The sequence below is a fragment of the Geodermatophilus sp. DF01-2 genome (genome assembly GCF_004571065.1).
GTDB lineage: Bacteria > Actinomycetota > Actinomycetes > Mycobacteriales > Geodermatophilaceae > Geodermatophilus.
The window spans coordinates 39201-61222 of record NZ_SPQN01000008.1 but is presented as its reverse complement, the minus strand read 5'-3'; the positions used below and the strand labels follow the sequence as shown (position 1 = coordinate 61222).

Annotated in this window: 22 protein-coding genes; 11 read left to right on the top strand and 11 right to left on the bottom strand. The window is 75.0% G+C overall.

Annotated elements, in window-relative coordinates; genetic code table 11:
• Window positions 1-151: 151 nt before the first annotated feature.
• The 4 genes from E4P41_RS04590 to E4P41_RS04575 all read left to right on the top strand — a co-directional run bounded on the left by E4P41_RS04590 (window position 152) and on the right by E4P41_RS04575 (window position 3385).
• Window positions 152-454, top strand: a complete 303-nt coding sequence (locus tag E4P41_RS04590; RefSeq protein WP_135139683.1) for a hypothetical protein — start codon at window positions 152-154, stop codon at window positions 452-454.
• A 709-nt stretch (window positions 455-1163) separates the two neighbouring features.
• Window positions 1164-2189, top strand: a complete 1026-nt coding sequence (locus E4P41_RS04585) for an NlpC/P60 family protein (protein ID WP_135139682.1) — start codon at window positions 1164-1166, stop codon at window positions 2187-2189.
• Between the two features lie 28 nt (window positions 2190-2217).
• A complete protein-coding gene (locus E4P41_RS04580) occupies window positions 2218-2415 on the top strand; it encodes a helix-turn-helix transcriptional regulator (protein ID WP_135139681.1) in 198 nt (65 codons plus the stop codon).
• Window positions 2416-2518: 103 nt separating this feature from the next.
• Window positions 2519-3385 carry a gamma carbonic anhydrase family protein gene (locus E4P41_RS04575; protein WP_245177106.1) on the top strand — a complete coding sequence of 289 codons (867 nt, stop codon included), beginning with the start codon at window positions 2519-2521 and terminating at the stop codon, window positions 3383-3385.
• Window positions 3386-3477: 92 nt separating this feature from the next.
• Here E4P41_RS04575 and E4P41_RS04570 read toward each other — a convergent pair whose 3' ends face one another.
• From E4P41_RS04570 to E4P41_RS04550, 5 genes are all read right to left on the bottom strand, one after another.
• Complete coding sequence (locus E4P41_RS04570) at window positions 3478-4188, bottom strand: hypothetical protein (protein WP_135139680.1); 711 nt, start codon at window positions 4186-4188, stop codon at window positions 3478-3480.
• Window positions 4189-4219: 31 nt separating this feature from the next.
• The gene (locus tag E4P41_RS04565; RefSeq protein WP_135139679.1) at window positions 4220-4726 is read right to left on the bottom strand and encodes a hypothetical protein; all 507 of its coding nucleotides are present in this window, start codon (window positions 4724-4726) and stop codon (window positions 4220-4222) included.
• Window positions 4723-5616: a mechanosensitive ion channel family protein gene (locus E4P41_RS04560; RefSeq protein ID WP_135139678.1), complete on the bottom strand. Its 894-nt coding sequence runs from the start codon at window positions 5614-5616 to the stop codon at window positions 4723-4725. Before E4P41_RS04560 ends, E4P41_RS04565 begins: the two co-directional genes overlap by 4 nt.
• Window positions 5617-5677: 61 nt before the next feature.
• Window positions 5678-6493 carry a thioesterase family protein gene (locus E4P41_RS04555; protein WP_135139677.1) on the bottom strand — a complete coding sequence of 272 codons (816 nt, stop codon included), beginning with the start codon at window positions 6491-6493 and terminating at the stop codon, window positions 5678-5680.
• Between the two features lie 22 nt (window positions 6494-6515).
• Window positions 6516-6890 carry a hypothetical protein gene (locus E4P41_RS04550; RefSeq protein WP_135139676.1) on the bottom strand — a complete coding sequence of 125 codons (375 nt, stop codon included), beginning with the start codon at window positions 6888-6890 and terminating at the stop codon, window positions 6516-6518.
• Window positions 6891-7146: 256 nt separating this feature from the next.
• Between E4P41_RS04550 and E4P41_RS04545 the strand changes: the two genes are divergently transcribed.
• From E4P41_RS04545 to E4P41_RS04535, 3 genes are all read left to right on the top strand, one after another.
• Window positions 7147-8967, top strand: coding sequence for a BCCT family transporter (locus E4P41_RS04545; RefSeq protein ID WP_135139675.1), 1821 nt, complete (start codon window positions 7147-7149; stop codon window positions 8965-8967).
• 74 nt (window positions 8968-9041) lie between these two features.
• Window positions 9042-9440, top strand: coding sequence for a VOC family protein (locus tag E4P41_RS04540; protein ID WP_245177105.1), 399 nt, complete (start codon window positions 9042-9044; stop codon window positions 9438-9440).
• 47 nt (window positions 9441-9487) lie between these two features.
• A complete protein-coding gene (locus tag E4P41_RS04535; RefSeq protein ID WP_135139673.1) occupies window positions 9488-10441 on the top strand; it encodes an EamA family transporter in 954 nt (317 codons plus the stop codon).
• A 50-nt stretch (window positions 10442-10491) separates the two neighbouring features.
• Here the strand turns inward: E4P41_RS04535 and E4P41_RS04530 are convergent, their stop codons facing one another.
• Window positions 10492-11487, bottom strand: coding sequence for an ABC transporter substrate-binding protein (locus E4P41_RS04530; protein ID WP_135139672.1), 996 nt, complete (start codon window positions 11485-11487; stop codon window positions 10492-10494).
• Window positions 11488-11600: 113 nt separating this feature from the next.
• Between E4P41_RS04530 and E4P41_RS04525 the strand changes: the two genes are divergently transcribed.
• Complete coding sequence (locus E4P41_RS04525) at window positions 11601-12623, top strand: siderophore-interacting protein (RefSeq protein ID WP_209307544.1); 1023 nt, start codon at window positions 11601-11603, stop codon at window positions 12621-12623.
• Between the two features lie 315 nt (window positions 12624-12938).
• Here E4P41_RS04525 and E4P41_RS04520 read toward each other — a convergent pair whose 3' ends face one another.
• The 5 genes from E4P41_RS04520 to E4P41_RS04500 form a co-directional block, all read right to left on the bottom strand.
• Window positions 12939-13766 (bottom strand): ABC transporter ATP-binding protein, encoded by an 828-nt coding sequence (locus tag E4P41_RS04520; RefSeq protein ID WP_135139671.1) that lies wholly within the window; start codon window positions 13764-13766, stop codon window positions 12939-12941.
• Window positions 13763-14875, bottom strand: a complete 1113-nt coding sequence (locus tag E4P41_RS04515) for an iron chelate uptake ABC transporter family permease subunit (protein ID WP_135139670.1) — start codon at window positions 14873-14875, stop codon at window positions 13763-13765. Before E4P41_RS04515 ends, E4P41_RS04520 begins: the two co-directional genes overlap by 4 nt.
• Window positions 14876-14933: 58 nt before the next feature.
• Complete coding sequence (locus tag E4P41_RS04510) at window positions 14934-15962, bottom strand: iron ABC transporter permease (protein WP_135139669.1); 1029 nt, start codon at window positions 15960-15962, stop codon at window positions 14934-14936.
• Window positions 15963-16147: 185 nt separating this feature from the next.
• Entirely contained in the window at window positions 16148-16813 is a 666-nt protein-coding gene (locus tag E4P41_RS04505; RefSeq protein ID WP_135139668.1) for a hypothetical protein, read from the bottom strand.
• 153 nt (window positions 16814-16966) lie between these two features.
• Window positions 16967-17374, bottom strand: a complete 408-nt coding sequence (locus tag E4P41_RS04500) for a DUF2237 domain-containing protein (protein WP_135139667.1) — start codon at window positions 17372-17374, stop codon at window positions 16967-16969.
• A 121-nt stretch (window positions 17375-17495) separates the two neighbouring features.
• Here E4P41_RS04500 and E4P41_RS04495 point away from each other — a divergent pair, with 121 nt between their 5' ends.
• The 3 genes from E4P41_RS04495 to E4P41_RS04485 all read left to right on the top strand — a co-directional run bounded on the left by E4P41_RS04495 (window position 17496) and on the right by E4P41_RS04485 (window position 22000).
• On the top strand, window positions 17496-19496 hold the full coding sequence (locus tag E4P41_RS04495) for an acetoacetate--CoA ligase (RefSeq protein ID WP_209307543.1): 2001 nt from the start codon (window positions 17496-17498) through the stop codon (window positions 19494-19496).
• Between the two features lie 111 nt (window positions 19497-19607).
• On the top strand, window positions 19608-20624 hold the full coding sequence (locus E4P41_RS04490) for a PHB depolymerase family esterase (protein ID WP_209307542.1): 1017 nt from the start codon (window positions 19608-19610) through the stop codon (window positions 20622-20624).
• Window positions 20625-20743: 119 nt separating this feature from the next.
• Window positions 20744-22000: an acyl-CoA dehydrogenase family protein gene (locus tag E4P41_RS04485; protein WP_135139665.1), complete on the top strand. Its 1257-nt coding sequence runs from the start codon at window positions 20744-20746 to the stop codon at window positions 21998-22000.
• The last annotated feature ends 22 nt before the right edge of the window (window positions 22001-22022 follow it).

Here is a 22022-nt window from a genome sequence, read left to right as displayed (position 1 = left end):
ACCCCTACGGTGGGTGTTGCAGGTGGTCGGCCGGGAACTTTTGGCTTTACCACCTCGCACACCTGCCGAAACGTGAATCGGGTGGAGTCTCCTCCATCCGACCGCAGACGGGCTCCGGCGCGCCACCGGGGCCGGTGAGGGGAGGGCTCCCGTGACCAGGAGTCAGAAGCCGTCGGTGTTCCAGGTCGGCAACGTCTGGGACGACGGGCACACGATGGTCGTGTCCGGGTGGGGCCTGGGGTTGTGCGTCTCCGCCTGCGCCTGCCATCGCCACCCCGCGGCCGGGAGCCTGGCCATCGCCGAGGACCAGGCCGAGGGCCGGCTCGGCCTGGTGAGCTACCGCGACGGCGGTTGCGACTGCTGCGAGCCGTGGACGGCGGACGAGCTCAGCGCCGTCCTCCGCGACCTGCAGCTGGTCGCCGGTCTCGACGCCCCGGAGCCCCTGGCCGGCTGAGCCGGCCGACCTCCACCCGCCGCCGGGCGCCCCGGTCGGTTCGGTCGGTCTGACCGGCACCGCGGCCGTGGCGCTCGGCGAGGAGTGGGAGGACTCCGTCCTGCCCACCGCTCGGATAAGGACCCCGTCCTCCTCGCCGCTCGCAGGCTCGCGGCGAGCCTCTGGACGGGGCCGCCCGCCGCCTGTCGTGGTCCGCACGCCCGCTCGTGCGCAAGCACCCGTGGGGTACCGGTGCGCTCGTCGGCGCCCAGCGCGACATGTGGTCGGCCAGCGGGCTGCCCGGCTGACGCGCGTCGGCCCGGTACCCCTCGGTGCGGCCGGCCACCGACCAGGCCCTGGAGACCGCCACCGGCGTCGGCGCGCCTGCCGTGGACCCGGCCGCGCCGCGACCACGTCGTCGACCCCGCTGGCAGGGCCGTCCACTCCTTCGTGACCGGCGCCGGAACCGACCGGCCGGTTCCCCTCGCACCCGACCGCGCACGGTCGGCCTCTGCCCTCCCTCGCCGCCGGTGGCCGAGGCCCCCGACGCCGGCCGGCCCCTCTCCGCTACCCACGAGGTCGCTGGGGCGCGTGTGACCAGTGAGCTGCTCCCGGCGGCCCGGACCCCGCGCGCCGCTCCCTACACCGTGACACGGCGTCCTTACCGTGCGTGCACGCGCTCGGAACACCGCCCACTTCTCGGGGTGGGGCGCGGCGAGAGGGGGCCGGCATGCGGCGCAACCGGACGACGGGCCGAGGCTGGTCCGGCACCACGTTCACCGGGGCCTCCCTCTCCGTCGCAGTGGCCGCCGCCGTACTGCTGGCACCGGCCCAGGCGGCCGCCACCCCGGCGACCGCGGACGACGCCGCGCGGCTGGTCGCCGAGGCCGCCCGGCAGGTGGCCGCCCTCGACGAGCAGGTCCACGAGGCCCAGCTGACCGTCGCCGCGCACCAGGAGGCCGCGGCCGCCGCCGCGGCGGCCGCCGCCCAGGCCGAGGCCGTCCTCGCCGGCTACGCGCCACAGCTGCGTGCCATCGCCCAGAGCGCGGCTACGTCGCAGTCCCGGATGGCCGCCTTCCTCACCTCCGACTCGGCGGCCGACGTCGTCCAGCAGATGACCACGCTCGACCTCATCGCCGCCCACACCGAGGGGCTGCTGGCCGAGGTCTCGGTCGCTCAGCGCGCGGCCGACCAGGCCCGTGCCGACGCCGACGCCGCCACCGCGCAGGCCACCGCGTCGCTCGCCGAGCTCGAACGCCAGCGGGCCGAGGTGCAGGTCCGTCAGCAGCAGTACGAGGCCGACTTCGCCGACCTCACGGCGGCCGCGCAGGCCGCCGTCACCACCGCTGTCGCCGGGCCGTCGCTGGCCGCGCCGGATACGGCGGCGGTCGTGGCCGCCGCGCCCAGCGGGGACGTCGGGGCGGTCCTCGAGGCCGCGCTCGCGCAGATCGGCACGGCGTACGTGTGGGGTGGCTCCGAGCCGGGCGGCTTCGACTGCTCCGGGCTGACCAGCTTCGCGTACCGGGCCGCCGGCGTATCCCTGCCGCACTCCAGCCGCGCCCAGTCGCGGATGGGCGTGGCCGTGTCCCGCAGCGAGCTGCAGCCCGGTGACCTCGTGTTCTTCGGCTCGCCCGTGTACCACGTCGGCATCTACGTCGGGAACGGGAAGATGGTGCACGCCCGGACGTTCAGCCAGCCGGTCGCGGTGACCAGCGTGGACATGGACGAGTACGCCGGGGCCCGCCGCCTCCTCTGAGCAGCCTGCGCCCGCCGCGGTCGCGCCGGTGCGCAACGACCTGGCCGAGCGGCGGCAGGCCCGCGGCTGGTCGCAGGGCCGGCTCCCCGACGAGCTGGGGGTCTTCCGGCAGACGGTCATCTCCCTGGAGAAGGGTCGGTTCGACCCCAGCCTCCCGCGCGCCTTCCGCATCGCCGCGCTGTTCGGCTGCCGGATCGAGGACGACTTCTCCCCGGACGGGAACTGACCGGCGTCGGTGCGCCAGGCTGGGCCCGTGGAGCGGCAGCAGGACGACGTCCGGGGCAGCGGTCTTCGTCGCCGACCTCGAGCCACGCCCCGGTGGCCGGCCGGTGCGCAGCGCCCGGTTGCTGGCCGCCTTCGTCGCCGAGCTGAGCTGGAGGCTCTTCCCGGGCCCCTCGATGAGCGACGTGGTGGTCCGCCGGCGGCGCGACGGCACGGAGGTGCTCCGCCTCCCGGCCGGGGACCCGCTCGTGCCCGGCGACCAGCTCCAGCACGTCCGGGACATGCTCGACGCGCTCGGTACCCAGGAGTTCCTGCGCGCGTGGCGGCACCCGGCCGACCGACTGCCGCGCCGGGGACCGCTGCGCCCGCGGCGGCGCTGTGCTGTGCTGACGTCCGTGGCCGAGAACTACATCGCCGAGTTGCCGTTCGGGTCCCCGCAGATCGACGGCGAAGCGTTCGTCGCCCCGACGGCGGTCGTGGTCGGGGCCGTGACGATGGCCGCGCGATCCAGCATCTGGTACGGCGCCGTCGCGCGGGCCGACTCCGAGGTCATCGAGATCGGCGAGGACTCGAACGTCCAGGACGGCTCCACCCTGCACTCCGACCCCGGTTTCCCGCTCGTCGTCGGCCGCGGTGTCACCGTCGGGCACCGGGTGGTCCTGCACGGCGCCCGCATCGACGACGACGTCCTGGTCGGCATGGGCAGCGTGGTCATGAACGGCGCGCACATCGGCTCCGGGTCGATCGTCGCCGCCGGTGCGGTGGTCACCCAGGGCACGCAGGTGCCACCGGGTTCCCTGGTCGCCGGCGTCCCGGCCAAGGTGATCCGCCAGGCGACCGACGACGACCTGCTGCACATCCGCGGCAACGCGGCCAGCTACACCGAGCGGCTGGCCAGTGCCCGCAAGGTGCGCCCGGTCGTCCGCCGCCCGCTGCCGCCGGCAGGGCAGACCCCCGGCGACGCGATGGACTGAGAAGGACCGGCGTCCTCCTCACCGTGGAAGAACCCCGTCCTCCGCACCCCTCGCAGGCTCGGGGTGAGCCTCGGGACGGGGCCGTGGCGCCCTCATCCGCCCGACGGCGGCAGTGCGAACCAGATCGTCCGCGCCCGCGCGGCCACCTTCCCGTCCGGCCCCACCAGCGCGGACGCCGTCGTCGACCGCCGGCCGTCCCGCTCCAGCACCCAGGCCAGCAGCACGTGGTCGGCACCGAGGCGCACGGGATGGTCCTGGCGCGCGGTGATCGTGCCGAGCACGTTCCGGCCGCAGGTCCGGCCCAGCAGCGGCATGTAGGACGGGCAGTCCAGCGCCGCCCACACCGTTCCGGGTGCGGCGGCGCCGTCGGACGACGGGAGCCCGGCGGCCGGCCGCCACACCCCGGCCCACACCTCCGGCCGGCCGGGGAGCGGGCCGACCCGGGTGCGCAGGCCGTCGTCCGCCGACCGCTCCGTACCGCAGCCCCAGCAGCGCGGATAGGGGTGGTCGTCCCAGGGCGGCAGCGCGGCGACAGCGGCCGCCGCCTGCTCCGGCGACGGGGGCTCCGGCACCGCCAGGTCGAGCTCGGCCGGCTCCGCCCGGGCCAGCAGCTCGTCACCGGCGTACAGCTCGACCACCCCGTCGCTCCGCAGCTCGAGCGGGCGGTCCAACGGCACCGGCCGGCGCAGCCGGACGCTCACCCCCGGGGCGTCGACGAGCGCGGCCAGCGTCCCGGCGAGGTAGCCGCCGTTGGCCGCGCCCGGCGGGCCGCAGAACCGGGTGGGAACGGTGAGGAAGGGCACCGGCGCAGCGTAGGGAGGGAGGGCAGCGGCGTCAGGTGCCCGGCGAGCCGGTCGTCGTCGGCGCGGCGGTCTGCGGCGCCTGTGTCGTCGGCTCCTCCCCGGCGGTGGTCGGGGTCGGCTCGGCCGACTCCGCCGGCGTCTCCTCCCCGGTCGGGCCCTCCTGTGGCGGGGGCACCGTCGTCGCGTTCGGCGTGGGCGTGCGTTCCGGGGACGTCGTCGTCGGGTCGGCCGGGGTGGGCTCGGTGGTGTCCGTCGGCTCCGCGGAGGGCGTGGTCACCGGCGTCGTCACGCTGGTGGCGGGATCCGGTAGCCCCCCGGCGGCGCCCTCCGACGGCGGGCGGACGTAGAGGTACAGCGTGAAGAGCCCGACGAACAGCAGCACGAGGACGACGGTCGAGGTGCGGGCGCGGCCGAGGTGGTGCGGCACCGTCGACCACCAGCGCCGTGGCCCGGACGGCGGCGGGGCGGTGCTGACGGAGGGTTGGCCGGGCAGCCGGCGGGTCGGCTGACCGGGGCCGTTCGTCTCGGGGACGGTCACCGGGCACCGTCCGCGGAGGCCGGGGACAGGTCGCCGGGCGCGGGCGCCGGCGGCGCGGGCATGCTGAGGCCCTCGCGGCGGAACGCCAGGACGACGCGGGCGCGCAGGTCGCGGCCCACCTCGAACTGCTTGCCGGGCAGCGTGCGCGCCACCATCCGGACGTTGACCTGCTCGAGGTCGATCGTCTCCACCCCCATGACGCTCGGCGGGTCGAGCAGCAGCGGGTGCAGCCGCGGATCGCGGAAGGCCTCGGCGCCGACCTCGCGGAGGATGTCGTTGACCCGGCTGACGTCCATCGCCGTCGGGACCGGGACGTCGACGACGGCGCGCGCCCAGTCGCGGGAGAGGTTGGTGACCTTCACGATCTGCCCGTTCGGCAGCGTGACCACCTCGCCGTCGGGCGAGCGCAGCCGGGTGACCCGCAGCGTGACGTCCTCGATGGTCCCGGTGGCCTCGTCGCCGCCGCCGACCACCTGGATGGCCACGACGTCACCGAAGCCGTACTGCCGCTCGGTGATGATGAAGAAGCCGGCCAGCACGTCCCCGACGATCCGCTGGGCGCCGAAGCCGAGGCCGACGCCGAGGACGGTCGCCGGCGCCACGAGCCCGCTGATCGGGATGCCGGCCCGGTCGAGGACGGCGAAGACCGCGACCGCGTAGATCAGCACGATCAGCGTCCAGGTGATCACCTGGGTCAGCGAGTGCCGGTGCTTGGCGGCCTCGGAGCGGACCAGGGCGTCGCCGCCGGTCGCGCGCGCGTCGATGCTGTCGGTGATCTTCTCGCCGACCCAGGCGACGAACCGGGCCAGCAGGACCGACCCCAGGATGGTGAGGACGATCTCCAGCCCGCGCCCGGCGAGCCAGGTCAGCAGTGTGTCCAGTGGTTCCATCGGGTGCCAGCCTCCCAGACTCCTCGGCGGACGACGGCGGCGCCGACCCGTGCCGACGTCGTCAGCGCGCCTCGACGAACAGCGCCTGCGCGGAGCGGCCGATCCGGCCGGTGGCGTCGTACAGGTCGGCGAAGCACTGCCCGGCCCCGGCCGGCCCCACCGTGGTGGCGGCGTCCAGGCCGAGCCACTCGCCGGCCGGAGGGCGCACCAGCGCGACGGTGAGGTCGACGTTGGCGAAGGTCGCCCGGTGCCAGTCCAGGACGGCGGAGATGCCGCTGGCCGCGTCGGTCATCACCAGCAGGTGCTGCAGGGGGCTCATCGGCTCGCCGTCCACCAGGGCGCAGAGCGGCCGGGTCCAGGCGGCGGCCGGCCCCGGCGCGTTGAACGAGCCGTGCGCGAACCGCCACTCCAGCGCCCGGTGGTAGGCCACGTCGGTGGTGAAGAAGGCCGCCGTCTCCGGGCAACTCTCTTCCGGGCCGGGCAGCGGCACCCCCGCGTCCGCCGTCCCCTCGACCGCGGAGGTGCGCATCCGCCAGGCGGTGAGCCGCATCAGCGGCCGCTCGCGGTCGACGGGGGAGCCGCCCGCGGTGAGCACCGCCTCCACCAGTTCGATCCGCCGTCCGGGCCGCAGCAGCCGGGCGTCGACCCGCACCGGACCGACCGGCACCGGCCCGAGGATGTCGTAGGCCAGCCGCACCGTCTGCCCGTCCGGGATCGCCGTCACCCGCTCGGCCCCCCGGGCGAGCAGCGCCGCGACCGGCCCGGCGTGCTGCAGCCCCGGATCCCACGGCCCGATGGTCAGGTCGGTGGCGACGAACCCGTCGCCGTCCGGCAGGTAGAGGGCCGTGGGCAGGCCGACGGGGCGAGCTGCGGTCATGGGGCGCAGTCTGCCGCCGCGGTCAGCCGCCGGAGCGGCGGGCCTCCCACACGGCGAACGCCGTCCACCCCGCGGCGGCGACCGCGGCCATCACCCACAGCCAGCGCAGCGACCCGGCCGGGTTCGCCATCACGAGGAGCACGGCGACGACGAGCACCGCGCCCGCGAGGGGCGAGGTGCGCAGCAGCGTGCCCAGGGTGTCCGGCCCCGGGACGGTGATGAACACCACCAGGGCAACCACCAGGAGGAAGCCGAAGAGGGCGGCGAGGAAGGCCGCCGTCACCCCCCATTCGGCGGGCAGGCCGACGGCGCCGAGCCCGCCGAGGACGATCCCCACGGCCAGCCACAGCAGGAGCTTGCGGCGGCGCGCTGACCAGGGCGGACGCGGCTCGGTCACGGTCTCGTCCTCCCCCATGTCGCGGCGCCGCCGGTCCCGGTCGGGGCGCACACCTCGCCTCCGCTGTGTGCCCGGGTCGCGGGGCGGGCACACCGCCCGCGCCGCCCCGCCGGGGCGGTCTCGCCCAGGTCACGGCGGTTTGCATCCGCGTGCCGATCTCCGGACGGTGGAGGGGTTGCCGTCGGGGCCCGGTGCGCCGGCGGCGTCCGTCGTCGATCGAGAGGGAGGAGCGCCGGCACCGGCGCCGCACACAACCGTGACGAGAACCCCTGCACGACCCACGCCCACCGACAGCGGGGCCCACCCGGCCGTCGCGCCGCCACCGCCCCTCCCGGCCGACCGGGGAGGATCACTCGACCGCGTCGTCTTCGGCGTCGCCGCCGTCGTCGCCCTGGCCTTCGTCGCCTGGGGCTTCCTCTTGCCGCAGAACCTCGGAGCGACCAGCGGTACCGCGCTGGAGTGGGTCGAGACCAACCTCGGCTGGCTGTTCGTCGTGCTGGCCTCGGCCTTCGTCGTCTACGTCATCTGGTTGGCGGCCGGGAAGTACGGCCGGATCCCGCTGGGCCGGGACGACGAGGCGCCGGAGTTCCGGACCGTGTCCTGGGTGGCGATGATGTTCAGCGCCGGCATGGGCATCGGGCTGATGTTCTTCGGCGTCGCGGAGCCGCTGTCCCACTACGTCTCGCCGCCGCCGCGCACGGCCGAGCCCGAGAGCTTCGACGCCGTCGAGACCGCCATGGCGACGACGCTGTTCCACTGGACCCTGCACCCCTGGGCGATCTACGCGGTGGTGGGCCTGGCGCTGGCCTACGGCACCTTCCGCCGCGGCCGGCGGCAGCTGATCAGCTCGGCCTTCGCGCCGCTGTTCGGCAGGCGCCGCACCGAGGGGCCGGCGGGGAAGGTCATCGACGTCCTGGCGATCTTCGCGACCCTGTTCGGCTCGGCGGCCTCGCTGGGCCTGGGGGCCCTGCAGATCGGCAGCGGTCTGGAGATCCTCGGCTGGGCGGGGGACCTCGGCAACGGTCTGGTGGTGCTGATCATCGCCGTCCTCACCGTGGCGTTCGTCGCCTCCGCCGTCTCCGGCATCGCCCGGGGCATCCAGTGGCTGGCCAACATCAACATGGTGCTCGCCGTCGTCCTGGCGGTGTTCGTGTTCGTCGTCGGCCCGACGGTGTTCATCCTCAACCTGGTGCCGACCGCGGTCGGCACCTACTTCGCCGACCTGGGCGAGATGGCCGCTCGCACCGAGGCCAGCGGCGGCGACCCCATCGCCGAGTGGCTGCGCGGCTGGACGGTCTTCTACTGGGCCTGGTGGATCTCCTGGACCCCGTTCGTGGGCCTGTTCATCGCCCGGATCAGCCGCGGGCGCACCATCCGGCAGTTCGTCACCGGCGTGCTGCTGGTGCCCAGCGTGGTCAGCCTCGTCTGGTTCGCCGTCTTCGGCGGGGCGGGGATCGCCGCCCAGCGCGCCGGGGCCGACATCGCCGGGGAGGCGACCACCGAGGGGCAGCTGTTCGCCGTCCTCGCGCAGTACCCGCTGGCCACGGTCATGACCGTGCTGGTGATGACCCTCGTGGCCATCTTCTTCGTGTCCGGCGCCGACGCCGCCTCGATCGTCATGGGCTCGCTGTCCGAACGCGGCACGATCGAGCCGAGCCGGGCGACGGTGGTGTTCTGGGGCGTGGTCATGGGCGCGGTGGCCGCGATCATGCTGCTGGTCGGCGGCGACGCGGCGCTGACCGGTCTGCAGAACCTCACGATCATCGCCGCGCTGCCGTTCGCCGTAGTGATGGTCGGCCTGGCGGTGTCCCTGGCCAAGGACGTGCGCTCCGACCCGCTGGTGCTGCGCCGCACGGTCGCCGCCGAGGCGATGGAGCAGGCCGTCGTCGAGGGGATCACCCGGCACGGCGAGGACTTCGTGCTGGTGGTGGAGCCGGCGCCGGACGCCGACGGCGACGGCGTGCCCGACACGGCCACCGGCACCACCCCGCTGCCGGCCGCGGAGCGCCGCGCGTCCTCCGGCGACCGGACGGTGCGCGACGTCGGCTCGCCGGTCCCGGAGCGCGGCGGGCGATGAGTTCGGCCGGTCGGTCCCGTCCTCCCTGCGACGAGGCCGACCGGGCCCTCCCGACGACGGGAGTTCCCGTGCGCATGATCTCCGTGAACCTGCCGGTGACCGACCTGGCCGCGGCCGAGGCCTTCTACCGCGGGCTGGGGTTCGTCCAGAACGAGCAGTTCTCCGACGAGCGGACCGCCTCGTTCGTCGTCGAGGAGAACATCGTGGTACTGCTGCAGACCCGGGACCGGTTCGCCGACTTCGTCCCGGACGCGGGCCGGATGGGGGACCCGGCGCAGTCGACCACGGTCCTCAACGCGCTGTCGGCCGGCAGCCGGCAGGAGGTCGACGACCTGCTCGAGCGGGCGCTGACCTCCGGCGGCAAGCCGTGGATGCCGGCGCAGGACCACGGGTTCATGTACGGCGTCAGCTTCACCGACCCGGACGGCAACGTCTGGGAGGCCGTGTGGATGGACCCCACCGCCGTGCAGTGACCCCCCGGTAGGGGGCTCGGGGCATCACGGTCGCTACATTCGGCCGCGTGTCCCGGCCCCCGCTCGGCTATGCCCTCACCGTCGCCGCTGCGGGGTTCTTCGCGGTCAACGGCACGGTCTCCACGCTGGCCCTGCAGGCCGGCATCCCGGCCCCCTGGCTGACCGCGCTGCGCTGCGGCGGGGCGGCCGTCGCGCTGCTCGCCGCCCTGGCCGTCGTCGCCCCGGAGCGGTTGCGGCTGTCCTGGCGGGAGGTGCCGTTCCTCGCCGCGTTCGGCGTGGTCGGTGTCGCGCTCACCCAGTGCCTGTACTACGTCGCGATCGGTCGGCTGCCGGTCGGCATCGCGCTGGTCTTCGAGATGACCGCGCCGGTGTTCATCGCGCTCTGGGTGTGGCTGGTGCGCGGCGAGCGGGTGCGCAGGCGGCTGTGGGCGGCGCTGCTGCTCTCGTTGTCGGGGCTGACGTTCGTGGCCGAGGTGTGGACCGGCGGCGGTGGGCTCGACGCCGTGGGCGTGGTCGCGGCCTTCGGCGCGGCACTGTGCCTGGCGACCTACTACCTGCTGGGGGAGCGGGGTGCGACCACCCGCGACCCGGTGGCGCTGACCTGCTGGAGCTTCGTCGCGGCCGCGCTGTTCTGGGCCGTCGCCGCGCCCTGGTGGCCGTTCGACCCGGCGCTGCTCGGCGCCTCCGTGCCGGTGTCCCTGGGTTCGCTGCAGCTGCCGCTGTGGGCGCTGGTCTGCTGGATCGTCGTCCTCGGGGCGGTGGTGCCGTTCTGGCTCTCCATCGCGGCCCTGCGCCACCTGCCGCCGACGACGGCCGGGCTGGTGGCCACGGTCGAGCCGGTGCTCGCCTCGGTCGTCGCCTGGCTCTGGGTGGAGCAGGTGCTCTCCGGCTGGCAGGTGCTCGGCGGCGTCGTCGTCCTCGTGGGGATCGGCCTGGCGCAGACCGCGCGCCGGGCGGCGATCCGGCCGGCCCCGGTCCCCGAGACGGTCGCCCCCGCCTGAGCGGAGTCGCTCGGTGACGGTTTCCGTCACCGAGCGACTCCGCTCACGCCTCAGGTGACCTTCTGGGCCTCCTCGAGCCAGCCGGCCAGCTCCGACATGTAGGCGGCCTGGGCGACGTGGTCCATGCCGATGTACTTCCACGGATACTCCTGGCCGGCCTGCACCGCCGGCAGCAGCGTGTACGTCGGCTGGGCGCGCATCTGCTCGGGCGTCTCCCCGCCGCGCAGCGAGTAGAGGATGACGTCGCTCGGGTACTGGGGAACCTGCTCCCAGCTGACGGTCTCCCAGAAGTAGCCGTCGCCGCCCGGGTCGACGAAGTCCACGCCCAGGTCGGAGTAGAGGCGCAGCGACGGGTCGTCGGCGGCCTTGCCCATCCACCAGCCGTCGGAGGCGGTGGCGTACACCGGCAGCACGGTGATCCCGCGCTCGCCGGCCGCGGAGAGCTCGGCCGCGGCGGCCTCGTAGTCTTCCCGGGCCGAGGCGATCAGCTCGCTGTCGGCGCCGAGGGACTCGGCGAGCCCGACGGTCCGCTCGATGACGTCGGCGGCCGAGCCGCGGTAGGCGATCGCGACGATCGGCGCGATCTGCGCGACCTGCTCCTGCTGCTGGAGGCTCTCGAAGCCGTAGAGCGGCTGGCTGGCGTCCAGCGTCCCGGAGGAGTCGGTCGGGTAGACCGAGGTGACGATGACGTCGGGGTCGGCCGCGGCCAGCCGCTCGAGGTCGATCTGCCCGTAGCTCTCGCCGACGATCTCCAGGTCGCCGAGGTCCCTGCCCTCGAACGCGACGTCGTCGGCCGCCGAGGTCTGGCCGAAGCTGGCGACCGGCTCGACCCCGTAGTTCCACAGCGAGGCCACCAGGTCGTTGAGCCCGGCGACGCGCTCCGGCGGCGCGTCGAGCTCGACGGTGTTGCCGAGGTCGTCGGTGAACTCCCACCCGCCCTCGGCGGCTGCTGCGCCGTCGGCCGGCTCGGCAGTGCCGCCGGAACAGCCGGCGGCCGCGAGCACGGCGGCCAGGGTGAGGGAGGCGCCGACCAGGCGGCGCGGCATGCGGTGCAACGGAACTCCTCGCAGTTGGCTCCAGGGGTTTCCCCGACGGGCAGCTCAGGTTAGCCTCGCCTAAGTGGGCTACCGCAAGGGGTGGCCGGGTCGGGGGAGGACGCATGACGCTCACCGCGCAGCCGGATGCCGTGGCCGCACCCGCCTGGCAGTTCTTCGACGCCTCCGTGGCCGCCGTCCGCCGGCTGGGTCCGAGCTTCGTGCGGCTCACGCTCGCCGGGCCGGGCCTGGCCGGGTTCGGCGCCGCCGGCTGCGACCAGCGGTTCAAGCTGGTGCTGTCCCGCGACGACGCCGGGCTGGACCGGCTGCGCGACCGCGGCGGCGACTGGTACCCCGAGTACTGCGCGATGCCCGAGGAGCAGCGCCCGTTCATCCGCACGTACACGGTCCGAGCGGCTCGGCCCGAGCGCGCCGAGCTGGACGTCGACGTCGTCCTGCACGGGGTCGAGGACGGGCACGCCGGCCCGGCCGCGCGCTGGGCGGCCGCCGCCGTCCCCGGCGACCGGATCGTGCTGCTCGGCCCCGACCGCCCCGGATCCGGCCGGCCGTGGGGCGTGGAGTGGGCACCGCCGCCGGCCGCGCGCACGCTGCTGCTGGCCGGGGACGAGACCGCCGTCCCGGCGGTGTGCGCGATCCTCGAGTCCCTCGGCGGCCGCCTGACGACAGCCGAGGGAGCATCGCGGCGAGCGCCAGTGAGCGAGGAGGGGACCGAGGCGCGGTGTCGGACCCATGGCGGAGGTTCACGGTCGGTGACCGCGTTGCTGGAGGTGCCGACCGCGGACGACGCGATGAACGTCGCCCTCCCGCCCGGGGTCACGCTTCGCTGGCTGCCGCGGGACGGCGCGGCGCGCGGGTCCCGGCTCGTGCCGGCCGTGCACGCCGCGCTGTGCGAGCTGGGGGTGGCCTCGTCGCCGGCCGCACCTCCGGAGGACGTCGGCGAGGACCTGCTGTGGGAGGTCCCGGAGGGCGGGTGCGCGGACGGCGGGGCGGCCTCGGCCTGCTACGCCTGGCTGGCCGGCGAGGCCGGGGTGGTCAGGACGTTGCGTCGCCGGCTGGTCGGTGACCTCGGCGTTCCGCGCGGGTCGGTGGCGTTCATGGGGTACTGGAAGGACGGCGTCGCGTCGTAGCGCCGGAGGACGGACCTTCGATGCCGAGGCGGCTTCTTGCCGACCAGGTTGGCGACCTGCTCGCGGTCTCTGCGGATCGAGGTCCGGGTGCGGGCCTTCTGGTCCGCTCCCGTCTGCTCGTACGCCCCTGTCGCGACTGAGAGCAGTGGCTGTTCGGTTCGCCTGGCCGCCCGCCGACAGCAGGCGACCACGGTCGTGCTCCGGGACGCCGTCGACGAGGACGTGCGGTGGACGTCCTCGCGTCTCGGGAGGGGGCGAGGCCGTCGCGGTGCACGGCGCGCGAAGGCCAGCTGCGGCCCGACACGGCGGGCAGGCTCAGCGGAGCCGGCGGACCGGCACCACCATCGGCGTCCCGGCCACCGGGTCGGGGACGATCCGCGCCTCGAGGTCGAAGACGTCGGCGAGCAGCTGCTCGGTGAGCACCTCCTCCGGTGTGCCGGAGGCGACCAGCGCGCCGTCGTCCATCGCCACCAGCCGCTGCGCGTAGCGCGCGGCCAGGTTGAGGTCGTGCAGCACGACGACGACGGTGCGGCCGCGCTCGGCGTGCAGGCGCGCCACCAGCTCGAGGACGTCGATCTGGTGGGACAGGTCCAGGTAGGTCGTGGGCTCGTCGAGCAGCAGCAGGTCGGTGCCCTGGGCCAGCGCCATGGAGATCCAGGCGCGCTGCCGCTGCCCGCCGGAGAGCTCGTCGACCGGCCGCTCGGCCAGGTCGGCCATGTCGGTCCAGCGCAGCGCCTCGGCGACCGCCGCCTCGTCGTCCCGCGACCACTGCCGCAGCCACGACTGGTGGGGGTGCCGGCCGCGCGCCACGAGGTCGCCGACGGTGAGGCCCTCGGGCGCGACCGGGGCCTGTGGCAGCAGGCCGAGCACCCGGGCCACCTCGCGGGTCGGCGTCCGCGCGATCGCCCGGCCGTCGAGCAGCACCCGGCCCTCGGTCGGCCGCAGCAGCCGGCCCAGCGCCCGCAGCAGCGTGGACTTGCCGCAGCCGTTGGGGCCGACGATCGCGGTGAAGGAACCGTCGGTGAGCTGCAGGTCCAGGTCGCGGACCACGACCCGGTCGTCGTAGGCGAGGCTGACCGACTCGGCGGCGAGACGGACCGTTCCGCTCGCCGGCAGGGTGGTGGTCGCCGCGTCCAGGGTCATAGCGTGGATCGCCGCCTTCCGCGGACCAGGAGCCAGAGCAGGTACGGCGCGCCGACGGCCGCCGTGAGGACGCCGACAGGGAGGGCCTGGGGGAGCACGGTGCGGGTGAGCAGATCCGCGCCGACGACCAGGGCGGCGCCGAGCAGGCCGGAGGCGAGCAGCGGCGGCCGTGGGCCCCCGGTGAGCCGGACGGCGACCTGGGGGACGACCAGGGCGACGTAGGCGATCGGGCCGGCCGCAGCCACGGCGGCAGCGGTGAGCCCGACGGCGACGAGGACGACCGCGGCCTGGGTGGGGATCAGGCGCACGCCGAGCCCGCGGGCGGTGTCGTCGCCGAATTGGATGACGCCCAGTGCCCGGCTGGTGGCGAGCGCGGCAGGAAGCAGCACGGCCAGGAAGACCAGCAGCGGCACGGCCTCGTCCCACGAGCGGGCGTTGAGCGAGCCGGTGATCCACACGTAGGCGCTGGCGGCCTGGTAGATCTCGGCGCGGGTGAGCAGCCAGTCGGTGAGCGCCGCGGCCATCGCCCACAGCGCGATGCCGACCAGCACCAGCCGGTAGCCGTCGATGCCGCGGCGCCAGGTGAGGACCAGCAGCAGCAGGCCGGTGACCAGCGCGCCGAGCAGCGCGGCCAGCGGGACGCCGACGCCGTCGAGCACCCCCGAGCCGCCCGTCGCCCCGCTGAGGACGATCGCCGCCACCGCGCCGACCGAGGCGCCCTGGGTGATGCCGAGCACGTCGGGGGAGGCCAGCGGGTTGCGGGCGAAGGTCTGGAACAGCGCGCCGGCCACTCCGAGGGCCAGGCCGACGAGGGCGCCGACGACGATCCGGGGAGCACGCAGCTCCAGGACGATGAACTGCTGGGTGTCCTCGCCGAGCCCGACCAGGGTGCGCAGGACGTCGGGAAGGCCGATGGGGAAGTCGCCGCGGCCGAGGCTGACCGCCCCGAGGAGGACGACGACGACCGCGGCGCCGACCGTGACGGCCACGTGGCGCCACCGGACCCGCCCGGAGGCGGGGCCGATGCGGACGACGGTCTCCCCGGGCTGGCGGACCCGCTCGGCGGTCGCCGTCCCGGATCTCGTGGCCGGTCTCGCGAGCTGGGTCACGAGCTCTCCCCGCTCGTGCCCCGAGGTGCTCCGCCCGTGCGTGACCTCGCGAGCTCGGTCACGGGCCGGCCAGCCGGCGCCGGCGGATGAGCGCGATGAAGAACGGTGCCCCGATCAGTGCGAGCACGATGCCGACCTGCAGCTCGCCGGGGCGGACGACGACCCGCCCGATCACGTCGGCGACGAGCAGCAGCGCGGCGCCGAGCAGGCCGGAGCAGGGGATCAGCCAGCGGTGCGCCGGGCCGGTGAACGCGCGGACGACGTGCGGCACGACCAGGCCGACGAAGGCGATGGGCCCGCAGGCCGCGGTCGCCGCGCCGCAGAGCAGGGTGACCGAGGCCAGGCCGACCAGCCGGGCCAGCCACACCCGCTGGCCCAGCCCACGGGCGACGTCCTCGCCGAGGCCGAGCAGGTCGAGAGCGGGAGCGTTGACGAGGGCCAGCAGGAGGCCGACGACGATGAAGGGGGCCACCTGCCAGGCGACGTCGGCACCGCGGCCGGACAGCGCGCCGACGACCCAGAAGCGGAAGGCGTCCAGGCTGTCGGTGTCGCTGACCAGGATCGCCCGGACCAGCGCGTAGAACAGCGCCGAGAGCGCCGCGCCGGCGAGGGCCAGGGTGACCGGTGTGGCCCCGCCGCGCCCCGCTGAGCCGAGGGTGAAGACGAGCACGGTGCCCAGCAGCGCGCCGGCGAAGGCGAACCACACGTACCCGGCCGGGGTGCCGACGCCGAGCAGGTAGATGGCGAGGACGACGCCGAGCGAGGCCCCAGCGGTGACGCCGAGCAGGCCCGGGTCGCCGAGCGGGTTGCGGGTGTGGCCCTGGGCCAGCGCGCCGGCGATGCCCAGCGCCAGGCCGACCATGATGCCGAGCACGGTGCGCGGGACCCTCAGCTCCCGGACGATCACCGACTCCTCGGTCGGGACGCCCGGGTCGGTCAGGGCCTCCCAGACGGTGCCCAGGCCGATGCTGCGGGAGCCGATCGCGATGCTGAGCGTCGCGGCGACCACCACGAGGCCGACCAGGAGGAGCAGCCCCAGCAGGCGGGTCCGGCGCCGGCGGAGCAGGCCGCCCCGGCCCGGCGTCATCCTGCTCCCGGCGACCGGGTGATGATCCGGCCCCGGGTCGCTGCGGTCCCCACCGGGATCCTGTCGCCGCAGGACGGCTTCGGTCGTCGAGGACACGAGCGACTCCTGGGGCAGACGGCGAGGTAGGCCAGGCTCACCTTAGTCCGGAACCTCGCGCCGGTCAGCCGTGCGCTCCAGAGCGCTGGTCAGCGGTGCTGGCGGCGGCTTCCCCCGTGCCAGTCCTCCTGCCGGCCGACCTCGCCCGGGGAGACGCCGAAGGCGGGCAGCTGCGGCCGCTCGCGCAGGCTGCGCTTCAGCTCGGCGAAACCGGCGAAGTCGGCGAGCGCGACGACGTGGTCCCACAGCGCGACGGCGTCCTCCGGGCTGGGCGCCCGGCTGATCACCGGGCCGAAGAAGGCGGTGCCGTCCGGCGGGCGGAAGTGCAGGATCGGGGTCCCGACGTCCTTGCCGGTGAGCCGGAGGGCGGCGTCGGTCTCCTCCTGGATCTCGGCGTCCCAGGACTCCTCGTCGACCGCGCCGGCCAGCCCGGTCGGCAGCCCGGCCTCGGTGAGGACCTGCTCGACGAAGGCCCGGCTGGTGGCCCGTTCCGGCGGCGGCTGCCCGGCCGGGTCCTCGAACACGTGCCGGCCCAGCGTGGCGTAGAGCGGGTCGAGCGCCGCCGGACCGTGTTCCGCGCGGGCACGGGCGGCGACCCGCAGCAGCTGCAGCCCGGCGGTGTGGCCGGCCTCGTACCCGGGTGGGAACTGGGCGTCGTAGTCGACGTGCCGGTTGAGCAGCCGCAGCGAGATGAGCCGCCACTCGACGCGGTACTCCCGTTGTGCGGCGACCGTCCGCACCCACGTGCTGGTCATCCAGGCGAACGGGCAGACCGGGTCGAACCAGAAGTGCAGGTCGGCGGCCTCCGTGCAGGGTCCCGCCGTGGCCCCGTCCCGGGTCCCACCCTGAGCCTGCGAAGGGTGGGGAGGACGGGGTCCTTCCATGGTGGGGGGCAAGGGGGTCCTCTTTCAGTCGAGGCTGCTCAGGTCGTCGGGGACGTCGACCGCATGCTGGCGGAGGGCCTCGATCGGGACCACCTCCAACGCGCGGACGTTGGTGGCCGCCAGGACGACGCCCGCGGCGGCTCCGGCCTGGTAGGCCTGCAGCCACCGCGCGGCCACCACGCACCAGCGGTCCCCGGGGCGCAGGCCGGGGAAGCCGTACTCGGGCCGCGGGGTGGTGAGGTCGTTGCCGAGGTCCCGCTGCAGGGTCAGGAACTCCGCCGAGACGACGGCACACACGGTGTGGCTGCCCAGGTCGTCGGGCCCGCTGCTGCAGGAGCCGGTGCGGTAGAAGCCGGTGAGCGGCTCCGTGCCACACGGCTGCAGCGGCCCACCGAGCACGTTCCGCTCGACCTCGGCCTCGGGCTCGCTCATGGGACTCCATCTTGCTGCCGGACGCCGGTGTGCGCCCAGCGTGGTCTCGGCCCGCACGGAGGCCACAGCCAGTGCACACCAGCGGGACCCCGCCGCGGCCGGAGGTGGCAGGCTCCTAGCTGTGAGCGCTGACACGTCCGCCGAACCCGCGGTCCTCTGGCGGCCCACGCCCGAGTCGATCCGGGCCACCCGCCTCGCGCGGTTCGCCGACCGGGTGGCTCGGCGGCGCGGGCTCGACCTCGGCGACCCGCCGGACTACGACGCGATCTGGCGGTGGTCGGTCGAGCACCTCGACCAGTTCTGGGCCGACGTCGCCGAGTGGTCCGGCGTGCTGCCCGGCGTCGCGGACGACCGGGTCCTCACCCGGCGCGAGATGCCCGGCGCCGAGTGGTTCCCCGGCACCACGCTCAACTACGCCGAGCAGGCCCTGCGGCACGCCGCCGACGGCGCGGTCGACGGGACGAGCCCGGCGCTGATCGCCGTCGCCGAGGACGCCGAGCCGGTCGAGACCAGCTGGGCGACGCTGCGCGCCCAGGTCGGGGCCTTCGCCGCCACGCTCCGCCGGCTCGGCGTGCAGCGCGGCGACCGGGTGGCCGGCTACCTGCCGAACGTGCCCGAAGCGGTCGTCGCCTTCCTCGGCGCCGCGGCGGTCGGAGCGGTCTGGTCCTCCTGCGCGCCCGACTTCGGCACCCGCAGCGTCCTCGACCGCTTCGCCCAGATCGAGCCCACCGTCCTCGTCGCCGTCGACGGCTACCGCTTCAACGGCAAGCCCCACGACCGCCGCGACGTCGTCGCCGAGCTGCGCGACGCCCTGCCCAGCGTCCGGACGACGATCGCCGTCCCCCGGCTCTTCCCGGACGAGGTCCCCGACGGCACCCTCCCCTGGGCCGAGGCGGTCGCGGACGGCCAGGAGCCGGTCTTCGAGCAGCTGCCCTTCGACCACCCGCTGTGGATCGTCTACTCGTCGGGCACGACCGGCCTGCCCAAGGGCATCGTCCACGGCCACGGCGGCGTCGTCCTCGAGCAGCACAAGCAGCTGGGCCTGCACGGCGACGTCGGCCCCGGCGACCGCTTCTACTGGTACGCCTCCACCGCCTGGATCATGTGGAACATCGCCACCTCGGCGCTGCTCGTCGGCGCCACGGTCGTCGTCCACGACGGCGCGCCCGCCTACCCGTCCGTCGACGCCCAGTTCGCCCTCGCCGCGCGCACGCGACTCACCTACCTGGGCACCAGCGCCGGCTACCTCACCGCCTGCGAGAAGGCCGGCATCCGGCCGGGGGACACCCACGACCTCTCGGCGCTGTGCACCATCGGCTCCACCGGCTCGCCGCTGCCGGCCTCGGCCTTCTCCTGGGTCTACGACGCGGTGAAGAGCGACGTCTTCCTCGGTTCGATCTCCGGCGGCACCGACGTCGCCACCGGCTTCGTCGGCAGCTCGCTCCTGTTGCCGGTGACCGCCGGCGAGCTGCAGCGCCCGATGCTCGCCGTCGCCGCGGCCGCCTGGGACGAGCAGGGAAGGCCCGTCGTCGGCGAGCTGGGCGAGCTCGTCATCACCGAGCCCATGCCCACCATGCCGCTCCGCTTCTGGAGCGACCCCGACGGGCACCGCTACCGTGAGGCGTACTTCGAGCCGTGGCCCGGGATCTGGCGGCACGGCGACTGGATGGAGGTCACCGAGCGCGGAACCTGCGTCATCACCGGGCGCTCGGACTCCACGCTCAACCGCGGTGGCGTCCGCATGGGGACGGCGGACATCTACGCCGCCGTCGAGTCGATCCCGGAGGTCGTCGACTGCGTCGTCCTCGGCGTCGAACAGCCCGACGGCGGCTACTGGATGCCGCTGTTCGTCCAGCTCCCGCCGGGCGAGGAGCTGACCGACGAGCTCACCGCCCGCATCCGGGACGCCATCCGCCGGCAGGCCAGTCCCCGGCACGTCCCCGACGAGGTCCTCGCCGTGCCCGGCGTGCCGCACACCCGGACGGGCAAGCGGCTGGAGGTCCCGCTCAAGCGCTTGTTCCAGGGTGTCGACGCGGCCCGCGCCCTCAACGTCGGCGCGGTCGACGACCCCGCCGCCGTCGACCACTACGTACGGCTGGCGCAGGAGCGCGGTGCCCGCTGATGTGGCCGGCGGCCACCGCTCCGGACGGCGACGTGTGGGGCCACCCCATCGCCGGACCGTGACCGGCGCCATACCGTCGGAAGCATCCGATCCGCTCCCGGAGGAGGCCTCGTGCGCCGCCGTGCCCTGCTGCGACTCGTCCTCGTGCCGGCCCTGGTGGCCGCCGGCCTGCTCACCGGCGGAGCGGGCCCGGCCGCCGCGGCGGCCGCCCCGGTGCAGGTGACCGACTTCGGACCGAACCCCGGCTCGCTGGAGATGTACGTGCACCGCCCGGCCGGGCTGGGGAAGGGCGCTCCGGTCGTCGTCGCGCTGCACGGCTGCACCCAGGACGCCGTCGGCTACGCGGCCGGTTCGGGCTGGCCGGAACTGGCCGACCGCTGGGGCCTCACCGTCGTCCTGCCGCAGCAGACCCGCCTCAACAACGCTAACGCGTGCTTCAACTGGTTCGAGCCCGCCGACGTCACCCGCGGTCAGGGCGAGGCAGCCTCGATCCGCAGCATGGTCGCCCATGCGGTCAGCGCCTACGGTGCCGACCCGCGGCGGGTCTTCGTCACCGGGCTGTCGGCCGGCGGGGCCATGAGCGCCGCGCTGCTGGCCGCCTACCCCGACGTCTTCGCCGCCGGCTCGGTCATCGCCGGCGTCCCGGTCGGCTGCGCCGACAGCCTGCTTCCCGCGCTGGTGTGCATGCAGACCGGCGCGCCGCGCAGCCCGGAGGAGTGGGCGGCCGCCGTCCGGCGCGCCGCCCCCGCCGGCACCACGGACTGGCCGGAGGTCTCGGTCTGGCACGGCACGGACGACCGCACGGTCAGCCCGGCCAACGCGGTGGAGTCCCGCGACCAGTGGACGGCGGTGCACGGGCTGACCCAGACGCCCCGGACGACCACCGCGCTGCCGGCCGACACCACCCGCGAGCAGTACGCCGACCGTCAGGGTCGGGTCCGCGTCACGACGTACACCGTGGAGGGCATGGGCCACGCCGCGCCGAACGACCCCGGCACCGGCCCGCGCCAGTGCGGGCAGCCGGCCCAGTACTTCGCCGACACCCTCTGTTCCAGCTGGTACGACGGCGTGAGCTGGGGCCTCGACCGCCCCGATCGGGCGCCGTACCGGCCCGCCCGCGTCGGCTGAGCGGGCCCGCACCCGGCCGGTGACGCTGGTCCCGGTGGGTGACGGCGGGCTGCGCAGGGCACTCCCGACCGCCAAGGTGGACGCCAGCGCCCGCCCAGGACGAGGAGAGACCGCCGACGATGACGTCGACAGCCGAGACCCCGACCGAGACCCTGCCGCCGCAGCCGCCCGCCCTGCTGCCTCCCTGGCACACGCCGGAGCGGGAGGCGCTGCAGCTGCAGGCCCGCCGCTTCGCCATGGACGAGGTGCTGCCGGTCGCCAACGAGCTCGACCCGCAGAAGGGCGAGATCCCGCAGCGGATCCTCGAACGGCTGGCCGAGCTCGGGTACTTCGGCATCACCGTCCCGGCCGAGGACGGCGGGCTGGGCCTCGGCGTCTTCGAGTACTGCATGGTTTCCGAGGAGCTGGCCCGCGCCTGGATGAGCACCGCCAGCATCCTCGCCCGCTCCCAGGGCCTCGGGACCGCGCTCGCCGACGCCGACCGCCGTCGTGACCTGCTGCGCCGCAGCGCCCGCGGCGAGTGGATCGGCGCCATCGCGCTGTCCGAGCCCGACGCCGGCTCCGACCTCGCCGGCGTCTCCACCCGTGCGGTCCTGGACGGCGACGAGTGGGTGGTGTCCGGCCGCAAGCGCTGGTGCGGCAACGCGAAGGCCGCCGACTTCATCCAGGTGCTCGTGCGCGAGCGCGACCCCGAGCCGGGGGAGTCCCGGTCGACGGGCCTGCTCAACCTGCTGCTGGAGAAGCCGCGCGGGGAGTTCCCCGAGGGCCTGACCGGCTCCCCGATCGACAAGATCGGCTACCACGGCTTCCTGACCTGGGACCTCGCCTTCGACGGCGTCCGCATCCCGCGGGGGAACGTCATCGACGAGGCCGCCGCCAGCGACGAGGAGGGCGCCGAGGCGAGGCGGGCCGGGTTCGCGCAGGCGCAGCTGTTCCTCAACACCGCCCGGGTGCACACCGCCGCCCGGGCCGTCGGGCTGGCCCGCGCCGCCTTGGAGGACTCGATCCGCTACCTGCAGGAACGCGAGCAGTTCGGCCATCCGATCGGCGACTTCCAGGCGCTGCGGTTCGCCGTCGCCGAGATGGCCGCCCAGGTCGAGCAGTCCCGCGCGTTCTACCGGCAGGTCGCCCACCTGCTCGACCTCGGCGTCCCCTGCGAGAAGGAGGCGGCGATGGTCAAGCTCGAGGCCACCGAGATGTCGGTACGGGTGACCAACCAGGCCATGCAGCTGCACGGCGGCAACGGCTACACCACCGAGCGCCAGGTCGAGCGGCACTGGCGCGACGCCCGGTTGACGACGATCTTCGAGGGCACCAGCGAGATCCAGAAGCGCATCGTCAGCGACCGCCTCCTCCCGCGCTCCCCGCTCGCCTGAGAAAGGACCCCCTGCCCCCGCC